This window comes from Gordonia araii NBRC 100433, from assembly GCF_000241265.1.
Taxonomy (GTDB): Bacteria; Actinomycetota; Actinomycetes; order Mycobacteriales; family Mycobacteriaceae; genus Gordonia; species Gordonia araii.
In genome coordinates this window covers 48,215-71,929 of sequence record NZ_BAEE01000064.1, presented here as the reverse complement: position 1 = coordinate 71,929, position 23,715 = coordinate 48,215, and the positions used below count along the sequence as shown (strand labels likewise).

23 protein-coding genes and 1 pseudogene are annotated in these 23,715 nt (G+C 69.0%); 23 read left to right on the top strand and 1 reads right to left on the bottom strand.

From position 1 onward, the window contains the following. The first annotated feature begins 36 nt into the window (after window positions 1-36). Genes mltG through aroB form a run of 6 tightly spaced genes read left to right on the top strand, consistent with a single transcriptional unit; the run spans window position 37 to window position 5,860 of the window. On the top strand, window positions 37-1,707 hold the full coding sequence (gene mltG / locus GOARA_RS14445) for an endolytic transglycosylase MltG (RefSeq protein WP_007323147.1): 1,671 nt from the start codon (window positions 37-39) through the stop codon (window positions 1,705-1,707). Further along, window positions 1,676-2,578: a shikimate dehydrogenase gene (locus GOARA_RS14440; protein ID WP_007323146.1), complete on the top strand. Its 903-nt coding sequence runs from the start codon at window positions 1,676-1,678 to the stop codon at window positions 2,576-2,578. The genes mltG and GOARA_RS14440 overlap by 32 nt, the downstream gene beginning before the upstream one ends. 53 nt (window positions 2,579-2,631) lie before the next feature. Continuing rightward, the gene (locus tag GOARA_RS14435; RefSeq protein ID WP_007323145.1) at window positions 2,632-3,024 is read left to right on the top strand and encodes a prepilin peptidase; all 393 of its coding nucleotides are present in this window, start codon (window positions 2,632-2,634) and stop codon (window positions 3,022-3,024) included. Window positions 3,025-3,051: 27 nt separating this feature from the next. Next, a complete protein-coding gene (gene aroC / locus GOARA_RS14430; protein WP_007323144.1) occupies window positions 3,052-4,260 on the top strand; it encodes a chorismate synthase in 1,209 nt (402 codons plus the stop codon). After that, window positions 4,257-4,781, top strand: a complete 525-nt coding sequence (locus GOARA_RS14425) for a shikimate kinase (protein WP_007323143.1) — start codon at window positions 4,257-4,259, stop codon at window positions 4,779-4,781. The genes aroC and GOARA_RS14425 overlap by 4 nt, the downstream gene beginning before the upstream one ends. Further along, window positions 4,778-5,860, top strand: a complete 1,083-nt coding sequence (gene aroB / locus GOARA_RS14420; protein WP_007323142.1) for a 3-dehydroquinate synthase — start codon at window positions 4,778-4,780, stop codon at window positions 5,858-5,860. Before GOARA_RS14425 ends, aroB begins: the two co-directional genes overlap by 4 nt. On the opposite strand, the gene GOARA_RS14415 is transcribed toward aroB, so the two are convergent. Continuing rightward, on the bottom strand, window positions 5,833-6,324 hold the full coding sequence (locus GOARA_RS14415) for a B-4DMT family transporter (RefSeq protein WP_050947298.1): 492 nt from the start codon (window positions 6,322-6,324) through the stop codon (window positions 5,833-5,835). The genes aroB and GOARA_RS14415 overlap by 28 nt on opposite strands. Window positions 6,325-6,388: 64 nt before the next feature. Between GOARA_RS14415 and GOARA_RS14410 the strand changes: the two genes are divergently transcribed. The 17 genes and pseudogenes from GOARA_RS14410 to metK all read left to right on the top strand — a co-directional run bounded on the left by GOARA_RS14410 (window position 6,389) and on the right by metK (window position 23,695). Next, window positions 6,389-7,513, top strand: a complete 1,125-nt coding sequence (locus tag GOARA_RS14410; RefSeq protein WP_040523502.1) for an aminopeptidase P family protein — start codon at window positions 6,389-6,391, stop codon at window positions 7,511-7,513. Between the two features lie 65 nt (window positions 7,514-7,578). Further along, the gene (efp, locus tag GOARA_RS14405; RefSeq protein ID WP_007323139.1) at window positions 7,579-8,142 is read left to right on the top strand and encodes an elongation factor P; all 564 of its coding nucleotides are present in this window, start codon (window positions 7,579-7,581) and stop codon (window positions 8,140-8,142) included. 21 nt (window positions 8,143-8,163) lie between these two features. Then, the gene (gene nusB, locus GOARA_RS14400; RefSeq protein ID WP_007323138.1) at window positions 8,164-8,637 is read left to right on the top strand and encodes a transcription antitermination factor NusB; all 474 of its coding nucleotides are present in this window, start codon (window positions 8,164-8,166) and stop codon (window positions 8,635-8,637) included. Window positions 8,638-8,969: 332 nt separating this feature from the next. Then, window positions 8,970-10,127: a YncE family protein gene (locus GOARA_RS14395; protein WP_007323137.1), complete on the top strand. Its 1,158-nt coding sequence runs from the start codon at window positions 8,970-8,972 to the stop codon at window positions 10,125-10,127. 79 nt (window positions 10,128-10,206) lie between these two features. Then, entirely contained in the window at window positions 10,207-10,785 is a 579-nt protein-coding gene (gene pyrR, locus GOARA_RS14390) for a bifunctional pyr operon transcriptional regulator/uracil phosphoribosyltransferase PyrR (RefSeq protein WP_007323136.1), read from the top strand. Then, window positions 10,785-11,771: an aspartate carbamoyltransferase catalytic subunit gene (locus GOARA_RS14385; RefSeq protein WP_007323135.1), complete on the top strand. Its 987-nt coding sequence runs from the start codon at window positions 10,785-10,787 to the stop codon at window positions 11,769-11,771. Before pyrR ends, GOARA_RS14385 begins: the two co-directional genes overlap by 1 nt. After that, complete coding sequence (locus GOARA_RS14380; protein WP_007323134.1) at window positions 11,768-13,078, top strand: dihydroorotase; 1,311 nt, start codon at window positions 11,768-11,770, stop codon at window positions 13,076-13,078. The genes GOARA_RS14385 and GOARA_RS14380 overlap by 4 nt, the downstream gene beginning before the upstream one ends. Further along, window positions 13,075-13,620: a PH-like domain-containing protein gene (locus tag GOARA_RS14375; RefSeq protein ID WP_007323133.1), complete on the top strand. Its 546-nt coding sequence runs from the start codon at window positions 13,075-13,077 to the stop codon at window positions 13,618-13,620. The genes GOARA_RS14380 and GOARA_RS14375 overlap by 4 nt, the downstream gene beginning before the upstream one ends. Window positions 13,621-13,628: 8 nt before the next feature. Then, the gene (gene carA, locus GOARA_RS14370) at window positions 13,629-14,771 is read left to right on the top strand and encodes a glutamine-hydrolyzing carbamoyl-phosphate synthase small subunit (protein WP_007323132.1); all 1,143 of its coding nucleotides are present in this window, start codon (window positions 13,629-13,631) and stop codon (window positions 14,769-14,771) included. Then, complete coding sequence (carB, locus tag GOARA_RS14365; RefSeq protein WP_007323131.1) at window positions 14,771-18,142, top strand: carbamoyl-phosphate synthase large subunit; 3,372 nt, start codon at window positions 14,771-14,773, stop codon at window positions 18,140-18,142. Before carA ends, carB begins: the two co-directional genes overlap by 1 nt. Beyond that, a complete protein-coding gene (pyrF, locus tag GOARA_RS14360) occupies window positions 18,139-18,963 on the top strand; it encodes an orotidine-5'-phosphate decarboxylase (RefSeq protein ID WP_007323130.1) in 825 nt (274 codons plus the stop codon). The genes carB and pyrF overlap by 4 nt, the downstream gene beginning before the upstream one ends. Window positions 18,964-18,978: 15 nt before the next feature. After that, window positions 18,979-19,444: pseudogene (locus GOARA_RS14355) on the top strand (nucleoside deaminase). 421 nt (window positions 19,445-19,865) lie between these two features. Further along, on the top strand, window positions 19,866-20,183 hold the full coding sequence (gene mihF, locus GOARA_RS14350; protein ID WP_007323128.1) for an integration host factor, actinobacterial type: 318 nt from the start codon (window positions 19,866-19,868) through the stop codon (window positions 20,181-20,183). Beyond that, window positions 20,176-20,769: a guanylate kinase gene (gene gmk, locus GOARA_RS14345; protein ID WP_007323127.1), complete on the top strand. Its 594-nt coding sequence runs from the start codon at window positions 20,176-20,178 to the stop codon at window positions 20,767-20,769. Before mihF ends, gmk begins: the two co-directional genes overlap by 8 nt. Window positions 20,770-20,824: 55 nt before the next feature. Then, window positions 20,825-21,121 (top strand): DNA-directed RNA polymerase subunit omega, encoded by a 297-nt coding sequence (gene rpoZ / locus GOARA_RS14340; RefSeq protein ID WP_007323126.1) that lies wholly within the window; start codon window positions 20,825-20,827, stop codon window positions 21,119-21,121. Window positions 21,122-21,140: 19 nt separating this feature from the next. After that, a complete protein-coding gene (gene coaBC, locus GOARA_RS14335) occupies window positions 21,141-22,385 on the top strand; it encodes a bifunctional phosphopantothenoylcysteine decarboxylase/phosphopantothenate--cysteine ligase CoaBC (RefSeq protein WP_007323125.1) in 1,245 nt (414 codons plus the stop codon). 101 nt (window positions 22,386-22,486) lie between these two features. Further along, window positions 22,487-23,695: a methionine adenosyltransferase gene (metK, locus tag GOARA_RS14330; RefSeq protein WP_007323124.1), complete on the top strand. Its 1,209-nt coding sequence runs from the start codon at window positions 22,487-22,489 to the stop codon at window positions 23,693-23,695. Window positions 23,696-23,715: the final 20 nt, after the last annotated feature.

The following is a 23,715-nucleotide window of genomic DNA, read 5'->3' as shown; positions in this document are numbered from 1 at the left end:
AGACCCGCGAATCGGACAAGACGAAGGGATCAGTGCGTGACTGATGAGGTGAGCCCATCCAACGGCTCCGATGACCAGAACGGCCAACCGACGTCCTCCACGCGTCACCGCACCCGCCGCGGCGAGTCGAAGGGTCTTTCCGGTGCCCCGGCATGGATGACCGGCGAGATCCCTCGCGTCGACGATCGATCCGCGCAGGCGAAGCCTGCGGGACAAGCCGACGACGACGTCAGGCCCAACATCGTGCGTCACGTCGATCGTCCGGCACCGCAAACCGGTCGTCCCGCGGCGCAGACTCAGCGCCCGATGCCGGCCGAGCGACCGGCCAACCGGCCGGCTCCCCGCGTGCCCGGCGATCAGCCCACAGCGCAGTTCAAGCCGGCGACGACCAACGACGACACCGTTGCTGCCGGGGCGACCAACGCTGCCGGGGCGACGAACGAGGAGGACGACAAGGCCGCCTCGGTCAAGGCGCGCGCCGTACCCGCGTGGCACACGGACCTCGACGAGGCCGATGCGGCGAAACGGGCCAGCGCAGCGTCCGAAGACTCCGAACGGATGCCGCGTCGTCGCAGCCGCCAGCGCAGTTGGGCGCTGATCGCCGCCGCGGTCTTCGTGGTGGCGGCACTCGGCGCCGGTGGCTACCTCGTGGCTGACCGCTTCGGCCTGCTCGCCTCCTCGAAGGACTTCAGCAGCCAGACCGGGGACGCCGACGTCCTCGTCACGATCCCGGACAATTCGACGCTCACCGACTTCGGCCGGATCCTGTCCGACGCGGGCGTCGTCGGGTCGTCCAAGGCATTCATTTCGGCCGCCGACAACCAGCCGCTGGCGGGCGGGATCTACAAACTCCGCACAGGTATCTCGGCTGCGACCGCTGTAGAGATGATGTCGGGGGAGACCCATCGCGTCGGGCGGCTCGTCGTTCCCGAAGGGGTCCAGCTCGAGGCGAAGCGCGGTGTCGATCGCAAGACGGTGCCCGGGGTCTTCGACCGCATCGAGACCGTGACCAGCGTGGACTTGAACGGCGAGAAGATCGGCATCACCGTCGAGCAGCTGGAGAACGCGGCCAAGACCGCGTCCGCCGAGGAACTGGGCATTCCGGCGTGGGCTCGGGAAGCCTTCGCCGACCTGGCGGGCGACTACCGGCGGATCGAGGGACTCGTGGCTCCCGGCACGTGGGAGGCGATCGATCCGAAGGCGACGCCGGTAGAGGTCCTGCACCACCTCATCACCGACAGCACCCGCCGGTACGAGTCGTGGGGGCTGCTCAGCGCCAACAACAGCGGACTGAAGCCGTACGAGGTGCTGGTGGCGGCATCGGTCGCCGAGCGCGAGGTCAACAGCGTCGACGATCTGCCGAAGGTCGCCCGCGTCATCCTGAACCGGCTGGACAAGAAGCAGCGGCTGGAGATGGATTCGACGACCAACTACACCGCGGCGGAGACGAATATCGACGTCCACGGTGAGAACTACAAGGCCGACACCCGGTGGAACACCTACCGGGTCTTCGGTCTGCCGCCGACGCCGATAGCGACGGTCGGGGAGAAGGCGATGAAGGCGATGCTCGACCCGCCGGAGGGAAACTGGCTCTACTTCATCACCGTCGACAAACAGGGCACGACGAAGTTCTCCGCGACGTTCAAAGAACACCTGCGCAACCGCAAGATCGCCTGTGACAACAAGTTCCTCCGCACCGGCTGCTGAGGCCGGGGCCGGTCAGGGCCGCAGGGCCGCGGTCCTGGGCTACCCGATCGAGCATTCCCGCTCGCCCGACCTGCACCGGGCCGCTTACCGTGCGCTGGGGCTGACCGGCTGGACCTACGAACGGATCGAGTGCCGCGCAGGGGAGCTGGCCGGCGTGGTCGACGGGCTCGACGACTCCTACGTCGGCGTGTCGGTGACGATGCCGGGCAAAGCCGAGGCACTGGCGTATGCGGATGAGGCGACCGAGCGGGCTCGTCTCGTCGGGTCGGCCAACACCCTGGTCCGGGACGACGGCAAGTCAGACCGGCCGGACGGCTGGCTCGCCGACTGCACCGACATCGACGGCGTCGCGGGGGCGCTGACCGCCGTCGGCGCCGACTTTGTCGCGAACCCCCGGGCCGTGCTGCTGGGAGCCGGCGGTACAGCGCGGCCCACCCTCGCCGCGCTGGCCGACGCCGGAGCGCGCGAGGTCGCCGTCGTGGTGCGCGACGCGTCCCGAGCATCGGCTGCGCTGGACTTGGCCGAACAACTGTCGTTGGCCGCACGCGTCGTAGGTTTCGGCGACGAACCGGCCCTGACCGAGGCATTCGCCGCATCCGGCGTCGTCGTCTCGACCGTCCCGGCCGACGCCGCCGCGGCGGTCACCGGCGCGGTCAACACCCCGCTCAGACTCGTCGACGCCATCTACAGTCCGTGGCCGACCCCGTTGGCCGCCCGCGTGGCGGAGACCGGCGGAACGGTCATCGGAGGCTTGGTGATGCTGCTGAACCAGGCGTTCCGGCAGGTCGAGTTGTTCACCGGGCAGCCGGCACCGCGCGAGGCGATGGCGGCGGCGCTTTCCACAGATGCCGCGGATCCCCAGGAGCGCTGACGGCGACGGGTTGCGCCAGCCCAGCTGGCCGCAACGGCGCGGATGATCGAGGCGTGGAGCCGGTCGTCGCTGGGTGGTTGCTGGTCGCCGGCGAGATCGACCGGCGGACCGGGCGGCTGCCGCTGGTCGTGCTCTGGCCCGGCATCGCGGCGGTCATAACCTGCGGGGTCGCGGGCGCCCTCGCCGGTGAGCCGGCGGTGCTGTCATCCGCGGCCGCGGCCGCGCTGCCGTACGTCGGCGCACACGCTGCGGGGCAGGCCGGCGGAGGCGATGTGAAGCTCGGGTTCATCGTCGGCGGACTCGTCGCCGATCCGCTTGTCGCACTGGCCGCGGTGGGCGTCGCTCAGCTGGTCGGGCTAGCGGGCTTCGTCCTCGACCGTCGCACCCGACGACCGCACGGTCCGGCGTTGGCCGGGGTCGCGGCCCTCGCCGTGCTCGCGGCGTGACGCTGGATTCGGGCGGCGAGGCCGCGCATGGAAGAATTGGGAACCGTGCTGCGCTGGATCACCGCTGGAGAATCACACGGACGTGCCCTCGTGGCACTCGTCGAGGGAATGGTCGCCGGGGTCCAAGTGACCTCGGCCGATATCGCCGAACAATTGGCACGTCGCCGCCTGGGCTATGGCCGCGGTGCCCGGATGAAGTTCGAGGCCGACGAGGTGACCCTCCTCGCCGGTCTGCGCCACGGCGTCACGTTGGGCAGCCCCATCGCCATCGAGATCGGCAACACCGAGTGGCCCAAGTGGGAACAGGTGATGGCGCCGGACCCGGTCGACGACGCCGAGTTGGAATCCAGCGCGCGCAACGCGCCGCTGACCCGTCCCCGGCCGGGGCATGCCGACTACTCGGGAATGCTCAAGTACGGCTTCGACGACGCTCGGCCGATCCTGGAACGCGCGAGCGCCCGGGAGACAGCCGCGCGCGTCGCCGCCGGGACCGTGGCGCGACGCTTCTTGAGCCAGGTCGCCGGAATCGAGATCGTCTCCCATGTGATCTCGATCGGTGCCAGTGACCCGTACGACGGCCCGGCGCCCGGTCCGGCCGATCTCGCCGCGATCGACGAGAGCCCGGTGCGTGCCTTCGGGGAAGCGGCCGAGGCATCCATGATCGCCGAGATCGAGGCGGCGAAGAAGGACGGCGACACGCTGGGCGGCGTGGTCGAGGTGGTCGCCACGAACGTCCCCATCGGCCTGGGTTCCCACATCAGCGGTGAGACCAGGCTCGACGCCCGCCTAGCAGCGGCACTGATGGGCATTCAGGCGATCAAGGGGGTCGAGGTCGGCGACGGCTTCCGAACCGCGCGTCGCCGCGGCAGTCAGGCGCACGACGAGATGGTGCCCGGCCCGGACGGTGTCACGCGGTCGACCAATCGTGCCGGCGGCCTGGAGGGCGGGATGACCAACGGGCAGGATCTGCGGGTTCGCGCCGCGATGAAGCCGATTTCCACCGTTCCGCGTGCGCTGTCCACCGTCGACATGGCGACCGGGGAGACGGCCAGCGCCATCCATCAGCGCTCCGACGTGTGCGCGGTGCCGGCGGCCGGTGTCGTCGCCGAGGCGATGGTCTCGCTGGTGGTCGCCCAAGCGCTGCTGGAGAAGTTCGGCGGCGACTCCATCGGCGAAACCGCCTCCAATCTCCGTACGTACCTCGAGCGGATCGCGGCCCGACCGCCTCGCCCATGAGCGCTCGGACCGCGCCGGCCGTCGTACTCACCGGGTTCATGGGTGCCGGCAAGTCCACGGTCGGCCGCGCGGTGGCGGAGCGTCTCGGCGTCCGGTTCCTCGACACCGATGCCGAACTCGAGCGCAGCACCGGCCGCACCATCGCATCGATCTTCACCGAGGACGGCGAAGCCGCCTTCCGTGAACTCGAACTGGCCACCGTGACCCGCGTGCTGGCGGACTTCGACGGAGTCGTCGCGCTGGGCGGCGGCTCGGTCACGGTGCCGGCCATCCGCGCCGCCCTGACCGGCGGGCCGGTCGTACACCTGCGGATCACGGCCGAGAACGGCTTCCGCAGAGTCGAGGGCTCCGATCGGCCGCTGCTGGCCGGCCCCGAGCCACGCGACACGTACGCCCAGCTGCTCGCCGAACGCGCCGAGCTCTACGAGACGGTCGCCGCCGTCACCGTCGACGCCGACCAGCCGGTCGACACCGTCGTCGACGCGATCCTCACCGCACTCCGAAAGGACAACGAGTCATGACCGAGCCAGTCCGGATCGGTGTCAACGCCGCATCCCCCTACGAGGTCGTCATCGGCCGCGGATTGCTCGACGACGTTGCCCGCGCGGCGCAGGGAGCCGATTCGGTGGCCATCCTGTACCAGCCGACCCTCCAGTCCACCGCCGAACAGATCCGAGCCTTCCTCGCGGACAAGGGGTTCGACGCCCATCGCGTCGAGATCCCCGACGCGGAAGCCGGGAAGGACCTGCAGGTCGCGGCCTTCTGCTGGGATGTGTGCGGCCGCATCGGGCTGAAGCGCAACGACAAGATCATCAGCCTTGGCGGCGGCGCCGCCACCGACCTGGCGGGCTTCGTCGCCGCGACGTGGATGCGGGGGATCGGCGTCATCCACATTCCGACCACCCTGCTGGCCATGGTCGACGCAGCGGTGGGCGGCAAGACGGGAATCAACACCGACGCGGGTAAGAACCTGGTCGGATCGTTCCACGAGCCCGATGCCGTCCTCGTGGACATCGCCACGCTGGAGACCGTCCCCCCCAACGAGGTCATCGCCGGCATGGCGGAGGTCATCAAGACGGGATTCATCGCCGACCCGACGATTCTCGACCTGATCGAGGCCGATCCGACGGCGGCGCTCGACACTTCGGGGGAAGTGTTGCCCGAGTTGATCCGCCGGTCGGTACAGGTGAAGGCCGACGTCGTGTCGGCCGACCTGAAGGAATCCTCCTTGCGGGAGATCCTCAATTACGGGCACACGCTGGGCCACGCCATCGAGCGTCGCGAACGGTACCGCTGGCGCCACGGTGCCGCGGTCTCGGTGGGCCTCGTGTTCGCGGCTGAGCTGGCGCGACTGGCCGGGCGGCTCGATGACGACACCGCCGACCGGCACCGCAGCGTGCTCGAGTTGATCGGCCTACCCACCACGTACGACGCCGACGCGCTCGGCGATCTAATGGAGGGAATGGCGGGCGACAAGAAGAACCGCTCGGGCGTGCTGCGGTTCGTCGTACTGGACGGCTTGGCCAAGCCGGGACGACTCGAGGGGCCGGACCCGGCGTTGATCGCCGCGGCTTATTCGGCCGTGGCGGCCGCGGACTGAGCCGGCAGGTCGAGGTTGTCGGCCGTCTGCGCGCCCTTGCGGTCCTCGCGGCGCACCAGCCAACGGCCGATGGCGACGCCGGCGAAGGCCGGAACGTAGACGAACAGGGTGAGCGACGAAATTCCCGCGGTGAGCGCAATGAAGATGCTGCTCACGCCCATACCGGGGACGAACAGGGTGCCGACGACCCAGCCGACTACAACGGCGATGAAGGCCGCCAGGAAGCCCGCCTTGAGCCACACCATCGTGAGGTCGGCGTAGTCATCGGGGTCGGGGTTGGCGCGCGCATCACGAATGCCGTCGTAGCCACCCCAGATGATCGCGGTCAGCACGATGATCGCCAGTGCGATCACCTTCCACGCGGTGCCGATCGTCGGCGTCACGCCCATCAAGGCGCCCACGAGGACCCAACCAACAGTCACGACCGCGCCCATCAACAGGCCGCGCAGCATCCACGAACTCATGGTCAGCAAGGTTACCGGTCGACGGTCGTGAAACCAATCACAGGGTTGGGCTAGCGTGGCGAACGTGACTACTGCCGCGTCAAACACCAGGCCCGAAGGCACCCGCCGCGAGCGATTGCGCGCGGCGATGCTCGCCGTCGACGACGGTCTCGACGCCGTGCTGGTGACCGATCTGGTCAACGTCCGCTACCTCTCGGGGTTCACCGGCTCCAACGGTGCCGTGCTGGTGTGGGCGGATCCGTCGTCCGACCGTGCCGACCTGATCAGCACCGACGGCCGGTACACGGTGCAGGTGGGGGAGCAGGCCGGCGATCTGTCGCTGGTCACCGCCCGCGAGGTCGCCGGGGAGCTGATCGAACGCGCGGCTGCCGCCGGAGCACGCCGCGTCGGAATCGAAGCCGGCACCGTGACCGTGGCCCAGATGACCGATCTGCGCGAGGCAGCGGCAGAAGTGCTGGCGGTGCCGACGGCGGGGTTGGTAGAAGGTCTGCGGGAAGTCAAGGACGAGGACGAGATAGCGGCGATCGCCGCGGCTTGCGCGGTGGCCGACGACGCGCTCGCCCAGCTCATCGCGGACCGGCTGATCGTGCCGGGGCGGACCGAACGCGAGGTGGCGCGCGATCTCGAATGGGCGATGTACGCCCGGGGCGCGGACGCGATCGCTTTCGAAACGATCGTCGCGGCCGGGCCCAACTCCGCCGTTCCGCACCACCGGCCGACCACCGCCGTACTCGCCGAGGGCGACTTCGTGAAGCTCGATTTCGGGGCAGTCGTGCGCGGCTATCACTCCGATATGACGCGTACCTACGTGCTCGGCCGGGCCCGGCCGTGGCAGCGCGACGTATACGAGCTGGTCGCCGATGCCGCGGAAGCGGGCCGCACGGCCGCGCGTGCGGGCGCGGAAACGGCCGAGGTCGATGGTGCGGCGCGATCGGTGATTGCCGCGGCCGGGTACGAGGAGCAGTTCGTGCACGGGCTCGGTCACGGGGTCGGGCTGCAGATCCACGAAGCCCCGTCGGTGAACGCGAGGGCGACGGGTACACTGCTTGACGGCGCAGTCGTCACGGTGGAACCCGGGGTCTACCTGCCCGGACGCGGCGGAGTCCGTATCGAGGACACGATTGTCGTGTCCGACGGGCCCTGCCGGATACTGACTGCGACCGACCGGACATTCACCGTCCTGGATTGAGCGACCGCCGACGGACCGCTCAGGACGGACCAGCCAGCTCGATAGCACTACAGAAAGGCACGCCCATGGCGACGACTGCGGATTTCAAGAACGGCCTCGTGCTGAAGATTGACAACCAGCTGTGGCAGATCTTGGAGTTCCAGCACGTCAAGCCCGGCAAGGGCCCGGCCTTCGTGCGCACCAAGATCAAGAACGTCCTCTCCGGCAAGATCGTGGACAAGACCTTCAACGCCGGTGTGAAGGTGGAGACGGCTACCGTCGACCGCCGCGACATGACCTACCTCTACAACGACGGCACCGACTACGTCTTCATGGACACGACGGACTACGAGCAGTTCTCGATCCCGCCAGCCACCGTCGGCGACGGCGCTCGCTTTCTGCTGGAGAACATGACCGTCCAGGTGTCGCTCAACGAGGGCGTGCCGCTGTTCATCGAGCTGCCCGTCACCGTCGAAATGGTGGTCACCCACACCGACCCGGGGCTGCAGGGCGACCGCTCGACCGGCGGCACCAAGCCCGCCACCATGGAGAGCGGCGCCGAGATCAACGTGCCGCTGTTCATCAACACTGGTGACAAGCTGAAGGTCGACTCGCGCGACGGCAGCTACCTCGGTCGCGTCAACTCCTAGCCCGGATCGACACAGGCCGAAGTGAAACATTCCGGTACCCGCCACAAAGCGCGCAACCGCGCGGTGGATCTGCTGTTCGAAGCCGAGGCCAAGGGCGTCTCGCCGCTGGAACTGATCGACCAGCGACGTCGCATCTTCGTCGTCGACGACAGCGTCGGAACGATCCACGATTACACCGAGAGGGCGGTCAAGGGCGTCACCGGCGATGCCGCGCAGATCGATGCGGTCATCTCGTCGCACCTGGACAAATGGCAGCTCGACCGCCTGCCCGCCGTGGACCGGGCGATCTTGCGCCTCGCGGCGTGGGAGCTGTTCAACGCCGACGACGTCGACCCCGTCGTGATCGTCGACGAGGCCGTCCAACTCGCCAAAGAACTGTCGACGGACAACTCGCCGGCCTTCGTCAACGGTGTGCTGGCCAAGATCGCCGAACTCGCGCCGCAGGTGCGCGCGGCCGCCGCCGCCCAGCCGCAGGAGCCCGGCGACGAGGCGTGAAGATCGATCAAACACTCGCCGCGCCGGCGACGGCAGGGCGATTGCCTTGATGATGCCCATCTCCACTCACGCTCCTTCAGTACGACGGAGCCTTGCCGGTCTTGTCGCTTTGGTGGTGGCCTTGCTACCGAGCTGCGGCAAGGCGCCAGAGGTAGGTTCCTCGCCACGAACTGCGGCGGAGAACCTACGGGTAGGGATTCCTGCCAGCGCGCACGTTGTGGCCAGCGAAGTGTGCCGGGTTCGACGCTCGTGATGTGGATGGCTTCAGATCCATGACGCAGATCACCCACAGCGAAGTTAGGGTGCGCTAACCTTACTGTTACCCTCATGAAATGACACTGAGGGGGATCATGCAAAGCCGTTGCCTGCCACCTGTTCTCGTTGCCGGCCTGGTGCCGGTGCTCTCGCTTGTCGCGGCGTCACCGATGTCGGGCGCCGCGCCGGGCGGCGCGTACAACGTCGCGTCGATTCCGGCGGGGGTGACGGAGGGGGCCGAACTGGCGATCGATCCGGGCCGCCGGTCCGTGTTCATCGCCGACGGCGACGACTACAACCAAAAGGACGACACCGTCGGCGCCGTCGTGCCTTACCCGCACCAGCTCCGACCCAAGGTGGCGGTGGTCAACCTGGATTCCCGACGGGTGAAGCGCACGATCGACTACGCACCGTTGCCCAACGGCCGCACGACGATGGGCCCGTTGACGGTTCCGATGCCGCAGGTGCCGGTCGGTCTCGCGGTCGATCCCGCGCGTGGCCGGGTCCTGACCACCAGCGCCCGTGCCGGCGGCGCGGCCATCGTCGACATGGGTGCGACGCGGGCGCGACCGAGCGACATGATCCGTACGAGCATCCCGCTCAAACACGTGATGGGCGTCGCCGCCGACCCGGTGTCGGGGCGCGCGTACATCGCCAACAGCAACGCCGACGCGGTGATGGTCGTCGACACGGCGACGCGGGGCGAACTGGCCGTTATCCGGGGCGTCTACCGCCCATCGCTGTTGTCGGTGGATCCGGGGCGCGGCCGCGTCTACGTCGGCAACGCCGACACCAAGGCGAAGAAGACCAACTACGTCGCGGTCATCGACGCGAAGACCAACGCCGTCGTCAAGAAGATCGCGACCGCGCCGAACTCCCGGCCGTCGGTCGATCCCGCGACCGGCCGCGTCTACGCGGCCAGCTTCGCGACCGGTGAGATCGCGGTGATCGACCCGGACACGCTGACCGTGGCGAAGCGGATCAGGACCGGTACGACGCCGGTGAACGTGGCCATCGACGCGCAGCGCCGACTGGCCTACACGGCGAACCTGTTCAAGCGGTCCATCACGGTGATCGACCTGGACAGCGACCGGGTCGTCGCCACCGTACCGACCGCCCGGCGCCCGCACACGGTGGCCGTCGACCCACGCACCGGCCTCGTCCTCGCCACCGAGTTCCAGAGTCCCAACCTGACGGTGCTCACCGCGAAATCGGCCACTCGCGGACGAGGCTGAGCCGGCACCGTGTAGCCTCGTAGCCGACAGACATCCTTTAACGATCCGTCCCGTGAGGCGGAGAAGGAGGTCGGCTGCTTTGACCAGCGCTGCCCGCAGGGTTTTGCTCGACAGCTCGGACGTGAATCGGACGATCGCCCGGATCGCGCACCAGATCATCGAGAAGACCGCGCTCGACGACGACGGCGACAAGAACGTCGTCCTCCTCGGCATTCCGACTCGCGGCCCGATCCTGGCAAAGCGTTTCGCGGCGCGGATCGCCGAATACTCCGGCATCGAGATCCCCACCGGCTTCCTCGACATCACGCTGTACCGCGACGATCTGCGCGCGCAGCCGCATCGGCCGCTGGAGCGCACGGCCGTGCCCCCGGGCGGAATCGACAACGCCCACGTCATCCTGGTCGACGACGTGCTCTACTCCGGGCGCACGGTACGAGCGGCGCTCGACGGCCTGCGCGACCTCGGCCGGCCGGCAACCGTCCAGTTGGCCGTCCTCGTAGACCGCGGCCACCGCGAACTGCCGATCCGCGCCGACTATGTCGGGAAGAATCTTCCGACCGCCCGCGACGAGGACGTCGCCGTCCACTTCGCCGAGACCGACGGGGTCGACGAGGTCGTCTTGGCATCGGCCCGGTCGACGGGCGAGGGGAGCGCCTGATGCGGCATCTGCTGTCCACCGCCGACCTTTCCCGCGACGACGCGCTCGGGATCCTCGACGACGCCGACGGCTTCGCCCAAGCGCTGCTCGGCCGTGAGATCCGCAAGCTCCCCACGCTGCGCGGCCGCACCGTGATGACGGTCTTCTACGAGAACTCGACGCGCACCCGGGTGTCCTTCGAGGTCGCCGGGAAGTGGATGAGCGCCGACGTGATCAACGTCAGTGCCACCGGTTCGTCCGCGGGCAAGGGGGAGTCCCTGCGGGACACCGCCAAGACTTTGCACGCAGCGGGCGCCGACGCCCTGATCGTGCGGCACCCGAGCTCGGGCGCCGCGCATCAGATCGCGGAGTGGACCTCTGAACGCGACGAATCGGGAGCGCTGACGGGCCCGGCCGTCATCAACGCCGGCGACGGCACGCACGAGCACCCGACCCAGGCGTTGCTCGACGCGCTCACCCTGCGGCAGCGCCTCGGCGGGATCGACGGGCGGCGCGTCGTGATCGTCGGCGACATCGTGCACTCCCGGGTCGCCCGCTCCAACGCCCACCTGCTCTCGACGCTGGGGGCCGAGGTCGTCCTCGTCGCTCCGCCCACGCTGTTGCCCGCCGGGGTGGAGACCTGGCCGGTGACGATCGCCCACGAACTCGACGCGCAACTGCCCTCCGCCGACGCGGTCATGATGCTGCGCGTGCAAGCCGAGCGGATGAACGGCGCGTTCTTCCCGAGCCCGCGCGAATACTCCGTGCGCTACGGCCTGAACGACGACCGGCTGCGGCTGCTCGACGAGAACGCCGTCGTGCTGCACCCCGGCCCGATGCTGCGCGGCATGGAGATCGGCTACTCGGTCGCCGACGCGCCACAGGCGACGGTCCTCGAACAGGTGCGCAACGGCGTCCACGTCCGCATGGCGGTCCTGCTGCGGCTGCTCGTCGGCATCGATCCGGAACAACAGCGAGGAGACCAGCAGGTGGAGGCGAGTTCATGACGCTCGAGCGAAAGGGTGCGCCCGTGCTGTTGCGCCGCGTGCGGCCCTACGGCGGCGACGAGACCGACATCGCGATCGTCGACGGGGTGATCGGCGAGATCGGTGCCGGCCTGACAGCCCCGGAGAACGCCGAGGTGGTCGACGCCGGGGGCGCTATCGCGCTGCCCGGATTCGTCGACCTGCATACGCACCTGCGCGAGCCCGGGCGCGAAGACACCGAGACCATCGCCACCGGCTCGGCCGCCGCGGCGCGAGGCGGCTACACCGCAGTGTTCGCGATGGCCAACACCGACCCGGTCGCCGACAACGCCACGATCACCGACAACGTCTATCGCGCCGGGCAGGAGGTCGGGCTGGTCGACGTCCACCCGGTCGGCGCGGTCACTGTCGGCCTGGAAGGGCGCCAGCTCGCCGAGATGGGCATGATGGCCGCCGGAGTCGGCCGGGTGAAGATGTTCAGCGACGACGGCAAGTGCGTCGACGATCCGCTGGTCATGCGACGCGCCCTGGAATACGCGACCGGGCTGGGAGTGCTGATCGCCCAGCACGCCGAGGAGCCGAGGCTCACCGTCGGCGCCGTCGCCCACGAGGGTCCGACGGCCGCCAGGCTCGGCCTCACCGGCTGGCCGCGCGCCGCCGAAGAATCCATCGTCGCCCGCGACGCGCTGCTCGCCCGCGACGCCGGCGCCCGCGTCCACATCTGCCACGCCTCGACCGCCGGCACGGTCGAGCTGGTGAATTGGGCTCGCGCGCAGGGCATCTCGATCACCGCCGAGGTGACACCGCACCATCTGTTGCTCACCGACGAGCGGCTCGGCACCTACGACGGCCTCAACCGCGTGAACCCACCGCTGCGAGAGGCCAGCGACGCCGAGGCGCTGCGCGCTGCTCTCGCCGACGGGGTCATCGACTGCGTCGCCACCGATCACGCGCCACACGCGATGCAGGACAAGTGCTGCGAGTTCGCCGCGGCCCGACCGGGAATGCTCGGACTGGAGACGGCGCTGCCGATCCTCGTCGACACCATGGTCGAGCCCGGCCTGCTCGACTGGCGGGGTGTCGCGCGCGTGATGAGCGAACGGCCCGCCGAGATCGTGGGACTGCCCGACCAGGGGAGGCCCATCGCCGTCGGCGAGCCCGCCAACCTCGCGCTGATCGACCCGACCGCCTCGTGGGAGGTGGTGCCGACCGATCTCGCGAGTAAGTCGCAGAACACGCCGTACGGCGGCATGACCATGCCCGCGACCATCACCGCGACGCTGCTGCGCGGCCGCATCACCCAGCTCGGCGGGGAGGTGCGCTGGTGAGTACCGGGGCCCTCGTCTTCAACATCGTCTTCCTGGCGCTGGTCGCGCTGTTCCTGATCTTCATCGGGTGGCTGATCTGGCTTTTCTTCACCGGTCGGCAGCGCCGCGGACAACAGCAACTCGCCGAGTTCGGGTCCTTTCCCGCCCCGCCGGCGGATCCGGGTGAGTTCGTCGTCGGACCGACCGAGTGCCTGTATCTGGGGACGACCCGCGTCGAGAACTGGATCGACCGCGTCCAGGTCGACGACGTCGGCGACCGGGCACCGGCGACGGCCACGGGCTACACCCACGGGGTGGCGATCGAGCGGCGCGGCGCGGCGACGATTTGGATTCCGCGCGACGATCTGGTGGCCGTCCGGACCACCAACCGTGCCGCGAGCAAGGTCATGCACGCCGGAGGCATCCTCGCCTTCGACTGGACGCTGCCCTCCCGGGCGGGCGTGACCACCGCCATCCGCGCCGATGACAAGGCCGTCTACCCGCACTGGCTGGTGGCCTTCCCCGGCACCGCAGAACCCACCGACCCGAACGCAGCAGAGTGAGCAGATTGATGAGCAACACGGCAAAACTGGTACTGGAGAACGGCCAGGTGTTCACCGGCCTCGAGTTCGGTGACGTCGGCGAGACCCTCGGCGAGGCCGTCTTCTGCACGGCGATGACCGGCTACCAGGAAGCGCTCACGGACCCGAGCTACCACCGGCAGATCCTCGTCGCGACCGCACCGCAGATCGGGAACACCGGGTGGAACGACGAAGACGGCGAGAGCCGCCTGAACGTCGGCAACGGCCCGGATCCGGGCAAGATCTGGGTGGCGGGCTACGCCGTGCGCAATCCGACCAGGCGGGTGTCCAACTGGCGGGCCACCGGCAACCTCGACGACCAGCTGCGCGAACAGGGAATCGTCGGCATCGCCGGTATCGACACCCGTGCGGTGACCCGCGTCCTGCGCGACCACGGTTCGATGCGGGCCGGGGTCTTCTCCGGCACCGCGCTGGCCGACGACGAGGAGTTGCTGGCCCGGGTCGCCGCGCAGCCGCCGATGGCCGGCGCGAACCTGTCCGCCGAAGTCAGCACGGCGAGCCCGTATGTCGTCAAGCCGGACGGGCCGGTCCGTTTCCGGGTTGCGGCGCTCGATCTCGGCATCAAGGCGAATACGCCCCGGATGCTCGCTCAGCGCGGGATCGAAGTCCACGTCCTGCCGGTCGGCACCGGTCTGGACGCGATCGCCGACCTCAAGCCCGACGGAGTCTTCCTCTCCAACGGCCCGGGCGACCCCGCCACCGCCGACGCCGCCGTGCAACTCACCAGGTCGGTCATCGACGCCGGATACCCGCTGTTCGGCATCTGCTTCGGCAACCAGATCCTGGGCCGGGCCCTCGGGCGGAATACGTACAAGATGCGCTTCGGGCACCGCGGCATCAACATCCCGGTCCTCGACCTGGCCACGGGCCGAGCCGCGATCACCTCCCAGAACCACGGTTTCGCCCTCGAAGGCGAGGCGGGTGAGGAGTTCGACACCGACTTCGGTCGGGCCCGCGTCAGCCACGTGTGCGCCAACGACGGGACGGTCGAAGGCGTCGAACTGCTCGACGGCCGCGCCTTCTCGGTCCAGTACCACCCCGAGGCCGCCGCCGGCCCGCACGACGCCGCCGACCTCTTCGACAAGTTCGCCACCGCGATGGAGAAAGCCTGATGCCACGCCGTTCTGATCTCAACCACGTCCTGGTCATCGGGTCCGGCCCGATCGTGATCGGCCAGGCGTGCGAATTCGACTACTCGGGCACCCAGGCCTGTCGAGTGCTGAAGGCCGAGGGGCTGCGCGTCTCGCTGGTCAACTCGAACCCGGCGACGATCATGACGGACCCCGAGTTCGCCGACGCGACCTACGTCGAGCCGATCACCGCGGAGTTCGTCGAGAAGGTCATCGAGGCCGAGCGCGACGCGGGGCATCCGATCGACGCGGTGCTCGCCACCCTGGGCGGCCAGACCGCGCTCAACACCGCGGTCGCCCTGCACGAACGCGGCTCCCTGGAGCGCTACGGCATCGAGCTGATCGGTGCCGACTTCGACGCCATCCAGCGCGGCGAGGACCGCCAGATGTTCAAGGACATCGTTGCCGCGGTGGGCGGTGAGAGCGCGCGTTCGCGCGTCTGCCACACCATGGACGAGGTCCGCGACACCGTCGCCGAACTCGGATACCCGGTCGTCGTGCGCCCGTCGTTCACGATGGGCGGGCTCGGGTCCGGAATGGCGTACGACGAGCAGGACCTCGACCGAATCGCCGGTGGCGGTCTAGCGGCGTCGCCGACCGCCAACGTCCTCATCGAGGAGTCGATCCTCGGGTGGAAGGAGTACGAACTCGAACTGATGCGGGACCACCGGGACAACGTGGTGGTCGTGTGCTCCATCGAGAATGTCGATCCGGTCGGCGTGCACACCGGCGACTCGGTGACCGTCGCCCCGGCCATGACCCTCACCGACCGCGAATACCAGCGGATGCGCGACCTGTCGATCGCGATCCTGCGCGAGGTCGGCGTCGACACCGGCGGCTGCAACATCCAGTTCGCCCAGGACCCGCGCGACGGCCGGCTCGTCGTGATCGAGATGAACCCGCGCGTATCCCGGTCGTCGGCTCTCGCCTCCAAGGCCACCGGCTTCCCGATCGCCAAGATCGCCGCCAAGCTGGCCATCGGCTACAGCCTCGACGAGATCGTCAACGACATCACCAAGGAGACCCCGGCCTGCTTCGAGCCGACTCTCGACTACGTCGTGGTGAAGGCGCCGCGGTTCGCCTTCGAGAAGTTCCCCGGGGCCGACGACACGCTGACCACGACGATGAAGTCGGTGGGCGAGGCGATGAGCCTCGGGCGCAGTTTCGCCGAGGCGTTCGGGAAGGTGTTGCGATCGCTGGAGACCAAGGCCGGCGGATTCTGGACCGAAGCCGACCGGCCCGATCCGGCCGATGTCGACGTGCCCGCGCTGCTGGATAAGGTCCGTACCCCCAAGGACGGCCGCTTCTACGACATCATGCTGGCGCTCGACGCCGGGGCCAGCATCGAACAGCTCTACGAGGCCACCGCGATCGACCCGTGGTTCCTCGCCGAGATCGCGTGGATCGGCGAGGCGGGCGCTCAGGTGCGCGACGCCGAAACCGTCGACGAGGCTCTGCTGCGGCTGGCCAAGACCACCGGTCTGTCCGACCGTCAGATCGCCGCGCTGCGCGCCGCAGCCGGCGATGCCGAATTGGGCGGGGAGGCGGCCGTCGCGGCGCTGCGGGACCGCCTGGGTGTGCACCCGGTCTACAAGACCGTGGACACCTGTGCGGCCGAGTTCGAAGCGAAGACGCCGTACCACTACTCGACATATGAGCTCGATCCGGCGGCGACCAGCGAGGTCGCGCCCCAGACCGAGCGCCCCAAGGTGCTGATCCTGGGCTCGGGTCCCAACCGCATCGGTCAGGGCATCGAATTCGACTACTCGTGCGTGCACGCCGCGATGACCCTCTCGCAGGCCGGGTACGAGACGGTGATGGTCAACTGCAACCCGGAGACGGTGTCCACCGATTACGACACCGCCGACCGGCTCTACTTCGAGCCCCTCACCTTCGAGGACGTGCTGGAGGTCTACCGCGCCGAGTCCGAGTCGGGCACCGTTGCCGGCGTCATCGTGCAGCTCGGCGGCCAGACCCCGCTCGGGTTGGCGCACCGCCTCGCCGCCGCCGGCGTGCCCATCGTCGGCACCGGCCCCGAAGCGATCGACCTCGCCGAGGATCGCGGCGAGTTCGGCAAGGTCCTCACCTCGGCCGGGCTCCCGGCCCCGGCCTTCGGCACGGCCACCAGCGTCGACGAGGCCCGCGAGGTCGCTGGACGAATCGGCTATCCCGTTCTGGTCCGGCCCTCCTACGTCCTCGGCGGGCGCGGCATGGAGATCGTCTACGACGAGGACTCGCTGCGCGACTACATCTCGCGCGCCACCGAACTGACCCCCGATCATCCGGTGCTCGTCGACCGCTTCCTGGAAGACGCGGTGGAGATCGACGTCGACGCCTTGTGCGACGGCACCGAGGTCTACCTCGGCGGGATCATGGAGCACATCGAGGAAGCCGGAATCCACTCGGGCGACTCGGCCTGCGCGCTCCCGCCCGTCACCCTCGGCCGATCCGATCTGGAGGCGGTGCGCAAGGCCACCGAGGCGTTGGCGCACGGCATCGGCGTGCGCGGCCTCATCAACGTGCAGTACGCGCTCAAGGACGACATCCTCTACGTCCTGGAGGCCAACCCCAGGGCCAGCCGGACCGTGCCCTTCGTCTCGAAGGCCACCGCGGTGCCCCTGGCCAAGGCCTGTGCCCGCGTCATGATGGGGGAGTCCATCGCCGAGTTGCGCAATACCCAGCTGCTGCCGGCCTCGGGGGATGGCGGGAACACCCCGGTCAACGCGCCGATCGCAGTGAAGGAGGCGGTGCTTCCGTTCCACCGGTTCCGTCGCGCCGACGGGACGGGGGTCGATTCGCTGCTGAGCCCGGAGATGAAGTCAACGGGCGAGGTGATGGGCATCGACGCCGATTTCGGCCGCGCGTTCGCCAAATCCCAGACCGCTGCCTACGGTTCGCTGCCGCGCGAAGGGGCGGTCTTCGTCTCGGTCGCCAACAAGGACAAGCGTGCCCTGCTGTTCCCGGTGAAGCGTCTCGCCGACCTCGGTTTCGAGATCTTCGCCACCGAGGGCACCGCAGACATGTTGCGGCGCAACGGAATCGAATGCACGCGGGTCCGCAAGCACTCCGATCCCGAGGTGGCGGCGGGCGAACGCTCGATCGTGGACCAGATCCGCGACGGCGAGGTGGCCATGGTCATCAACACCCCGTTCGGGAACTCCGGGCCGCGCGTCGACGGCTATGAGATCCGGACCGCGGCGGTGAGCGCGACGATCCCGTGCATCACCACCGTGCAGGGCGCGAGCGCGGCGATCCAGGGAATCGAGGCGATCCTCACCGGGGAGCTCGGCGTGAACTCGCTGCAGAATCTGCACGCTGCCCTGGTGAACAGCCCCCGGGTCGGGGCGCGGTGACCGGATTCGCGTCCCGCTATCGCGCGGCGGTCGCCGCGCGGGGGCGGCTGTGTGCGGGCATCGACCCCCATCCGGAGCTTCTGGCCAGTTGGGGGCTGCCCGTGTCCGCGCAGGGGCTCGCCCGCTTCGGCGACATCTGCGTGGAAGCGCTCGGCCCGACCGCGGCGGTGATCAAACCCCAGGTCGCCTTCTTCGAGGCGTTCGGGTCGGCCGGTTTCGCCGCGCTGGAGCGGGTCATCGCGGGTTGCCGCGATGCCGGAGCACTCGTGCTCGCCGACGCAAAACGGGGTGACATCGGCTCGACGATGGCCGCGTACGCCCGGGCGTGGCTCGCCGAGGAATCCCCCCTGTGCGCCGACGCGGTCACGGCGTCGCCCTATCTCGGATTCGGGTCGCTGGAACCCGCGATCGTCCAGGCGCGGACGACCGAGCGCGCGGTGATCGTTCTCGCCCGCACGTCCAACCCCGAGGGTGGGGAGATCCAACTCGCCCAGGAACGGGGGAGGAGCGTCGGACAGGCGATCGTCGATGAGGCCGCGGCGGCCAATCTCGACGGCAGTGCGACCGCGGGCGTCGTGGTGGGCGCGACTCGCGCTCATGGGCTCGACCTGACCGGCTTGGGCGGGGTGATTCTGGCGCCTGGATTGGGCGCACAGGGCGCGACCGCGGCCGAGCTGGCCGAACTGTTCGCCGGCGCCGATCAGCGCTGGCTGTTGCCCGCCAGCTCGCGAGGCGTGTTGCGCTCCGGGCCGGATGTCGCAGCGCTGCGAGCCGCGTGTGAGGCTGTCCGCGACGAGGTCGAGGCCGCGCTGAGGCCGTGAAATGAGGTTGCGCCCATGATCGACGAGACTGATCTGCACCACTTGCGTCGATGCGTCGACCTGGCCGAGGAGGCACTCGAGGCCGGTGACGAACCGTTCGGCTCGATTCTGGTCGGCGGTGATCGCCGAAGACCGCAACCGGATCGTCGGGAACGGCGACCCGACGTATCACCCGGAGTTGACCCTGGCCCAACTCGCCGCGCGCGAACTGGCTCCCGAGGAGCGGGCGGTTGCCACGGTCTACACCTCCGGCGAGCATTGCCCGATGTGTTCGGCCGCGCATGCGTGGGTGGGGTTGGGGCGCATTGTGTTCGCCAGTTCGTCGACTCAGCTGACGGCATGGCTGGCCGAGTTCGCGGCACCGCCCGCGCCGGTGGTCGCGTTGCCGATCACCACCGTCGCTCCTGGAATACCGGTCGACGGTCCTGCTCCCGAGCTGGCCGGCCGGATTCGCGAGCTGCACGCGCGATCTCGACGCTGAAGCTCCCGGACCGAGTTCCCCGCTCGTGGTCAGGCCCGGCGCTCGACGCATGATCCGGGCCGGTCAGGAGCATGTGTGAGCACGACACGCGGACTGTGACAACGAATGTGGGTGAGATGCATTCGGACGAACCTACGTCACATCTGTCACACGCGTGACGCCGACCGCGGCGGCCCGATGTGCTGCGATCTCGCTTTGACCTGCGACAATGGTCGTCGCAGCGGGACGTCATCGGCTCCTCGCACGCGGGCAAACCTGCCGCACGCTACCCCATGCCCGGTCGGGACCTAAGGTGGGGTACCCCTCGAAATGCCTGCTCAGGTTGGGTACCGTCAACGCTGCGCCGCAGGTAAACCGGCGGCCCGCCGGTCATCACCATGGCTGAGCGGCGGATACGAAAGAACGATCTACGGAGGATCACGTGGCCCTTCCCCAGTTGACCGATGAGCAGCGCGCAGCAGCGCTGGAAAAGGCTGCGGCCGCCCGCCGGGCCCGCGCCGAGCTCAAGGAGCGCCTCAAGCGAGGCGGCACCGACCTCAAGCAGGTCCTCAAGGACGCCGAGAACGACGAGATCCTCGGCAAGATGAAGGTCTCGGCGCTGCTGGAAGCCCTGCCGAAGGTGGGCAAGGTCAAGGCCGCCGAGATCATGGAAGAGCTGGAGATCGCCCCGACCCGCCGCGTGCGCGGCCTGGGCGACCGTCAGCGCAAGGCTTTGCTGGAGAAGTTTGACCTTGCCTGATCGCTCACCTGAGCTTTCGACGCCGAGGGGCCGACTGGTTGTACTGGTCGGCCCCTCGGCTGTCGGTAAGTCCACCGTCGTCAACGCTGTCCGCGAGCGCCTACCGCAGCTGTTCTTCAGCGTCTCGGCGACGACGCGCGGACCCAGGCCGGGCGAAGTCGACGGCCGCGACTACCACTTCGTCTCGCCGGAACGGTTCGCCGAGATGATCGAAGGCGGCGAGTTGCTCGAGTGGGCCGAGATCCACGGCGGGCTGCAGCGGTCGGGCACTCCCGCCGCGCCGGTGCTCGCCGCGCTCGACTCCGGAGTCCCGGTGCTGATCGAGGTGGACATCCAGGGCGCGAACAACCTCGTCGCCCGCCTCCCGGAGGCGCGCACGGTGTTCCTCGCTCCGCCGACGTGGGACGATCTCGTGTCCCGGCTCACCGGCCGCGGCACCGAATCCGCCGACGTCGTGACGCGACGACTGGAGACCGCGCGCGCCGAGATGGCGCTCGCCGACACGTTCGACCACGTGCTGGTGAACCACGAAGTCGACTCGACCGCCGATCAGTTGGTATCCTTGCTGGTCGGACCAGATCACTAGCGGCCCCGCCAAATCTTTCACCATCGATTCGTAAGCCTTTGAAGCAGGAGTTTGTGTGAGCACCCAGAACCTTGATGTCACCGAGATCGCCGACGCGCCGGCGTACGACACCCCGCTGGGCATCACCAACCCGCCGATCGACGACCTGCTCGACCGCGTGTCGTCGAAGTACGCCCTGGTGATCTTCGCCGCCAAGCGCGCACGCCAGATCAACGACTACTACAACCAGCTCGGCGACGGCATTCTCGAGTTCGTCGGTCCGCTGGTCGAGCCGGGCATGCACGAGAAGCCGCTGTCGATCGCCCTGCGCGAGATCCACTCCGACCTCCTCGAGCACACCGAGGGCGAGTAACCGCTCCCGGCCGCAGGTCATGACCTCTCCGGCGCGCAAGCGCATCCTCGTCGGCGTTGGCGGGGGGATCGCCGCCTACAAGGTGTGTTCGGTCCTCCGCCATTTCACCGAGTCGGGTCACGACGTCCACGTCGTCCCGACGCCGGCGGCCCTGAAGTTCGTCGGCGCCGCCACGTTCGAGGCGCTGTCCGGACATCCGGTGTCGACCAGCGTCTTCGAGAACGTCGACGAGGTCGCGCATGTGCGGCTCGGCCAGGAGGCCGACCTGGTCGTCATCGCTCCGGCCACCGCCGACCTCCTCTCCCGGGCAGCCGCCGGCCGCGCCGACGATCTGCTGACGGCCTCGCTGCTGACCGCCCGCTGTCCGGTGCTGTACGCGCCCGCCATGCACACGGAGATGTGGGAGCATCCGGCCACCCAGGACAACGTCGCCCTTCTGCGACGTCGCGGCGCGACCGTCATGCCGCCGGCCAGCGGCCGGCTGACGGGGCGGGACAGCGGTGCCGGCCGCCTGCCCGACCCGGGAGAGATCGGCTTGCTCGGCGACCTCCTGCTCGACGAGCCCGACGCGCTGCCCTACGACTTGGCCGGCGTCCGCATCGTGATCAGCGCCGGCGGCACACGGGAGCCGTTGGACCCTGTTCGCTATCTCGGCAACCACAGCTCGGGCAAGCAGGGTTTCGCCTTGGCCAGGGCGGCGGCGGCCCGCGGAGCCGACGTCACGCTCGTCGCCGGATCAACGTCGAATGCCGGCGATCCCGCCGGTGTGGACATCGTGCCCATTTCCAGCGCCGTCGAACTCGCCGACGAGATGACGAAGCGGGCCGCGGAGGCCGACGTGATCATCATGGCCGCGGCCGTAGCCGACTTCCGGCCCGTCGCCGTGTCCGACGCGAAGATCAAGAAGAGTTCCGCCGGGCCGGCACCGATCGAACTGGAGACCAACCCGGACATCCTCGCGGGTCTGGTGCAAGCGCGCGGACGAGGGGAGATCGGCGCCGATACCGTCATCGTGGGCTTCGCCGCGGAGACCGGAGACGAGAACGGCGGGGTATTGGAACACGGGCGAGCAAAATTCGCCCGCAAGGGGTGCGATCTGCTCGTCGTGAATCCGGTGGGCTCGGGCAAGGCGTTCGGCACCGAGGACAACACCGGCTGGTTGCTCAGCGCGGCAGGAACCGAGACGGCGCTTCCCCTCACGTCGAAGACGTTGCTGGCGAGCCGTATCCTGGACTCCCTCGCACCGCTGCTTTCGCAGCGCTGAGCGACGACCGTCACCCGCTGCGGTCCGCGCGGGCATGTAGGTTGGACTTGTTTTGAGCCGATCGGCAGGCGATCGGCGCGAGAAGGCTCGAGAGGGAACCGATGACAATCTCGTCGCGACTGTTCACCAGTGAATCCGTCACCGAGGGACACCCCGACAAGATTTGCGACGCGATCAGCGACTCCATCCTCGACGCGCTGCTCTCCAAGGATCCGAACGCGAAGGTGGCGGTCGAGACCTTGGTGACGACCGGCCAGGTGCATGTCGCCGGCGAGGTGAACACGATCGCCTACGCCGATATCCCCACCATCGTGCGCGAGCGCATCCTCGACATCGGCTACGACTCGTCGACGAAGGGTTTCGACGGCGCGTCGTGCGGGGTCAATGTCGCGATCGGCGCGCAGTCCCCGGAGATCAACCAGGGCCTCACCGATTCGCACGAGACACAGACCGGCTCCGACGGTGACGACCTGGACAAGCAGGGCGCGGGCGACCAGGGCCTGATGTTCGGTTACGCCACCGACGAGACCCCCGAGTACATGCCCGTCCCCATCGCGCTGGCCCATCGCCTTTCGCGCAAGCTGACCGAGGTCCGCAAGAGCGGCGAGCTGGACTACCTGCGGCCCGACGGCAAGACGCAGGTCACCATCGAATACGCCGGTGACAAGCCGGTCCGGCTGGACACCGTGGTGATCTCCACGCAGCACAGTGAAGGCATCGACCGCGATACCGTTCTGGCGCCCGCGCTCCGCGACAAGGTGCTGGCGCCGGTGCTGGCGGAGTTCACCGTCGACGGACTCGACACCTCCGCGCCGCGGTTGCTGGTCAACCCGACCGGCAGCTTCGTGCTGGGCGGCCCCATGGGCGACGCGGGTCTGACCGGCCGCAAGATCATCGTCGACACCTACGGCGGGATGGCCCGCCACGGGGGCGGTGCGTTCTCCGGCAAGGACCCGTCAAAGGTCGACCGCAGCGCCGCCTACGCGATGCGCTGGGTGGCCAAGAACGCGGTCGCCGCCGGATTGGCCAGCCGGATCGAGGTGCAGGTCGCCTACGCGATCGGCAAGGCCGCCCCGGTCGGTCTCTTCGTGGAGACCTTCGGCACCGAGAAGGTCGATCCCGAGCTGATCCAGAAGGCGATCACCCAGGTCTTCGACCTGCGCCCGGGTGCGATCGTGCGCGACCTGGATCTGCTGCACACGACCTACGCGCCGACGGCCGCCTACGGCCATTTCGGGCGTACCGACCTCGACCTGCCGTGGGAGCGGACGAACAAGGCCGCGGAGCTGAAGGCCGCGGCCGGGCTCTGAGCCGGGCCGAACGCCCTCGT

Excerpts from the sequence above, each read along its gene's own strand:
- aroC (WP_007323144.1), top strand. The coding sequence starts at position 3,052 with ATGGAAGAATTGGGAACCGTGCTGCGCTGGATCACCGCTGGAGAATCA.
- GOARA_RS14425 (WP_007323143.1), top strand. The coding sequence starts at position 4,257 with ATGAGCGCTCGGACCGCGCCGGCCGTCGTACTCACCGGGTTCATGGGT.
- aroB (WP_007323142.1), top strand. The coding sequence starts at position 4,778 with ATGACCGAGCCAGTCCGGATCGGTGTCAACGCCGCATCCCCCTACGAG.
- GOARA_RS14415 (WP_050947298.1), bottom strand. The coding sequence starts at position 6,324 with ATGAGTTCGTGGATGCTGCGCGGCCTGTTGATGGGCGCGGTCGTGACT.
- efp (WP_007323139.1), top strand. The coding sequence starts at position 7,579 with ATGGCGACGACTGCGGATTTCAAGAACGGCCTCGTGCTGAAGATTGAC.
- GOARA_RS14395 (WP_007323137.1), top strand. The coding sequence starts at position 8,970 with ATGACACTGAGGGGGATCATGCAAAGCCGTTGCCTGCCACCTGTTCTC.
- GOARA_RS14385 (WP_007323135.1), top strand. The coding sequence starts at position 10,785 with ATGCGGCATCTGCTGTCCACCGCCGACCTTTCCCGCGACGACGCGCTC.
- GOARA_RS14380 (WP_007323134.1), top strand. The coding sequence starts at position 11,768 with ATGACGCTCGAGCGAAAGGGTGCGCCCGTGCTGTTGCGCCGCGTGCGG.
- carA (WP_007323132.1), top strand. The coding sequence starts at position 13,629 with ATGAGCAACACGGCAAAACTGGTACTGGAGAACGGCCAGGTGTTCACC.
- carB (WP_007323131.1), top strand. The coding sequence starts at position 14,771 with ATGCCACGCCGTTCTGATCTCAACCACGTCCTGGTCATCGGGTCCGGC.
- coaBC (WP_007323125.1), top strand. The coding sequence starts at position 21,141 with ATGACCTCTCCGGCGCGCAAGCGCATCCTCGTCGGCGTTGGCGGGGGG.
- metK (WP_007323124.1), top strand. The coding sequence starts at position 22,487 with ATGACAATCTCGTCGCGACTGTTCACCAGTGAATCCGTCACCGAGGGA.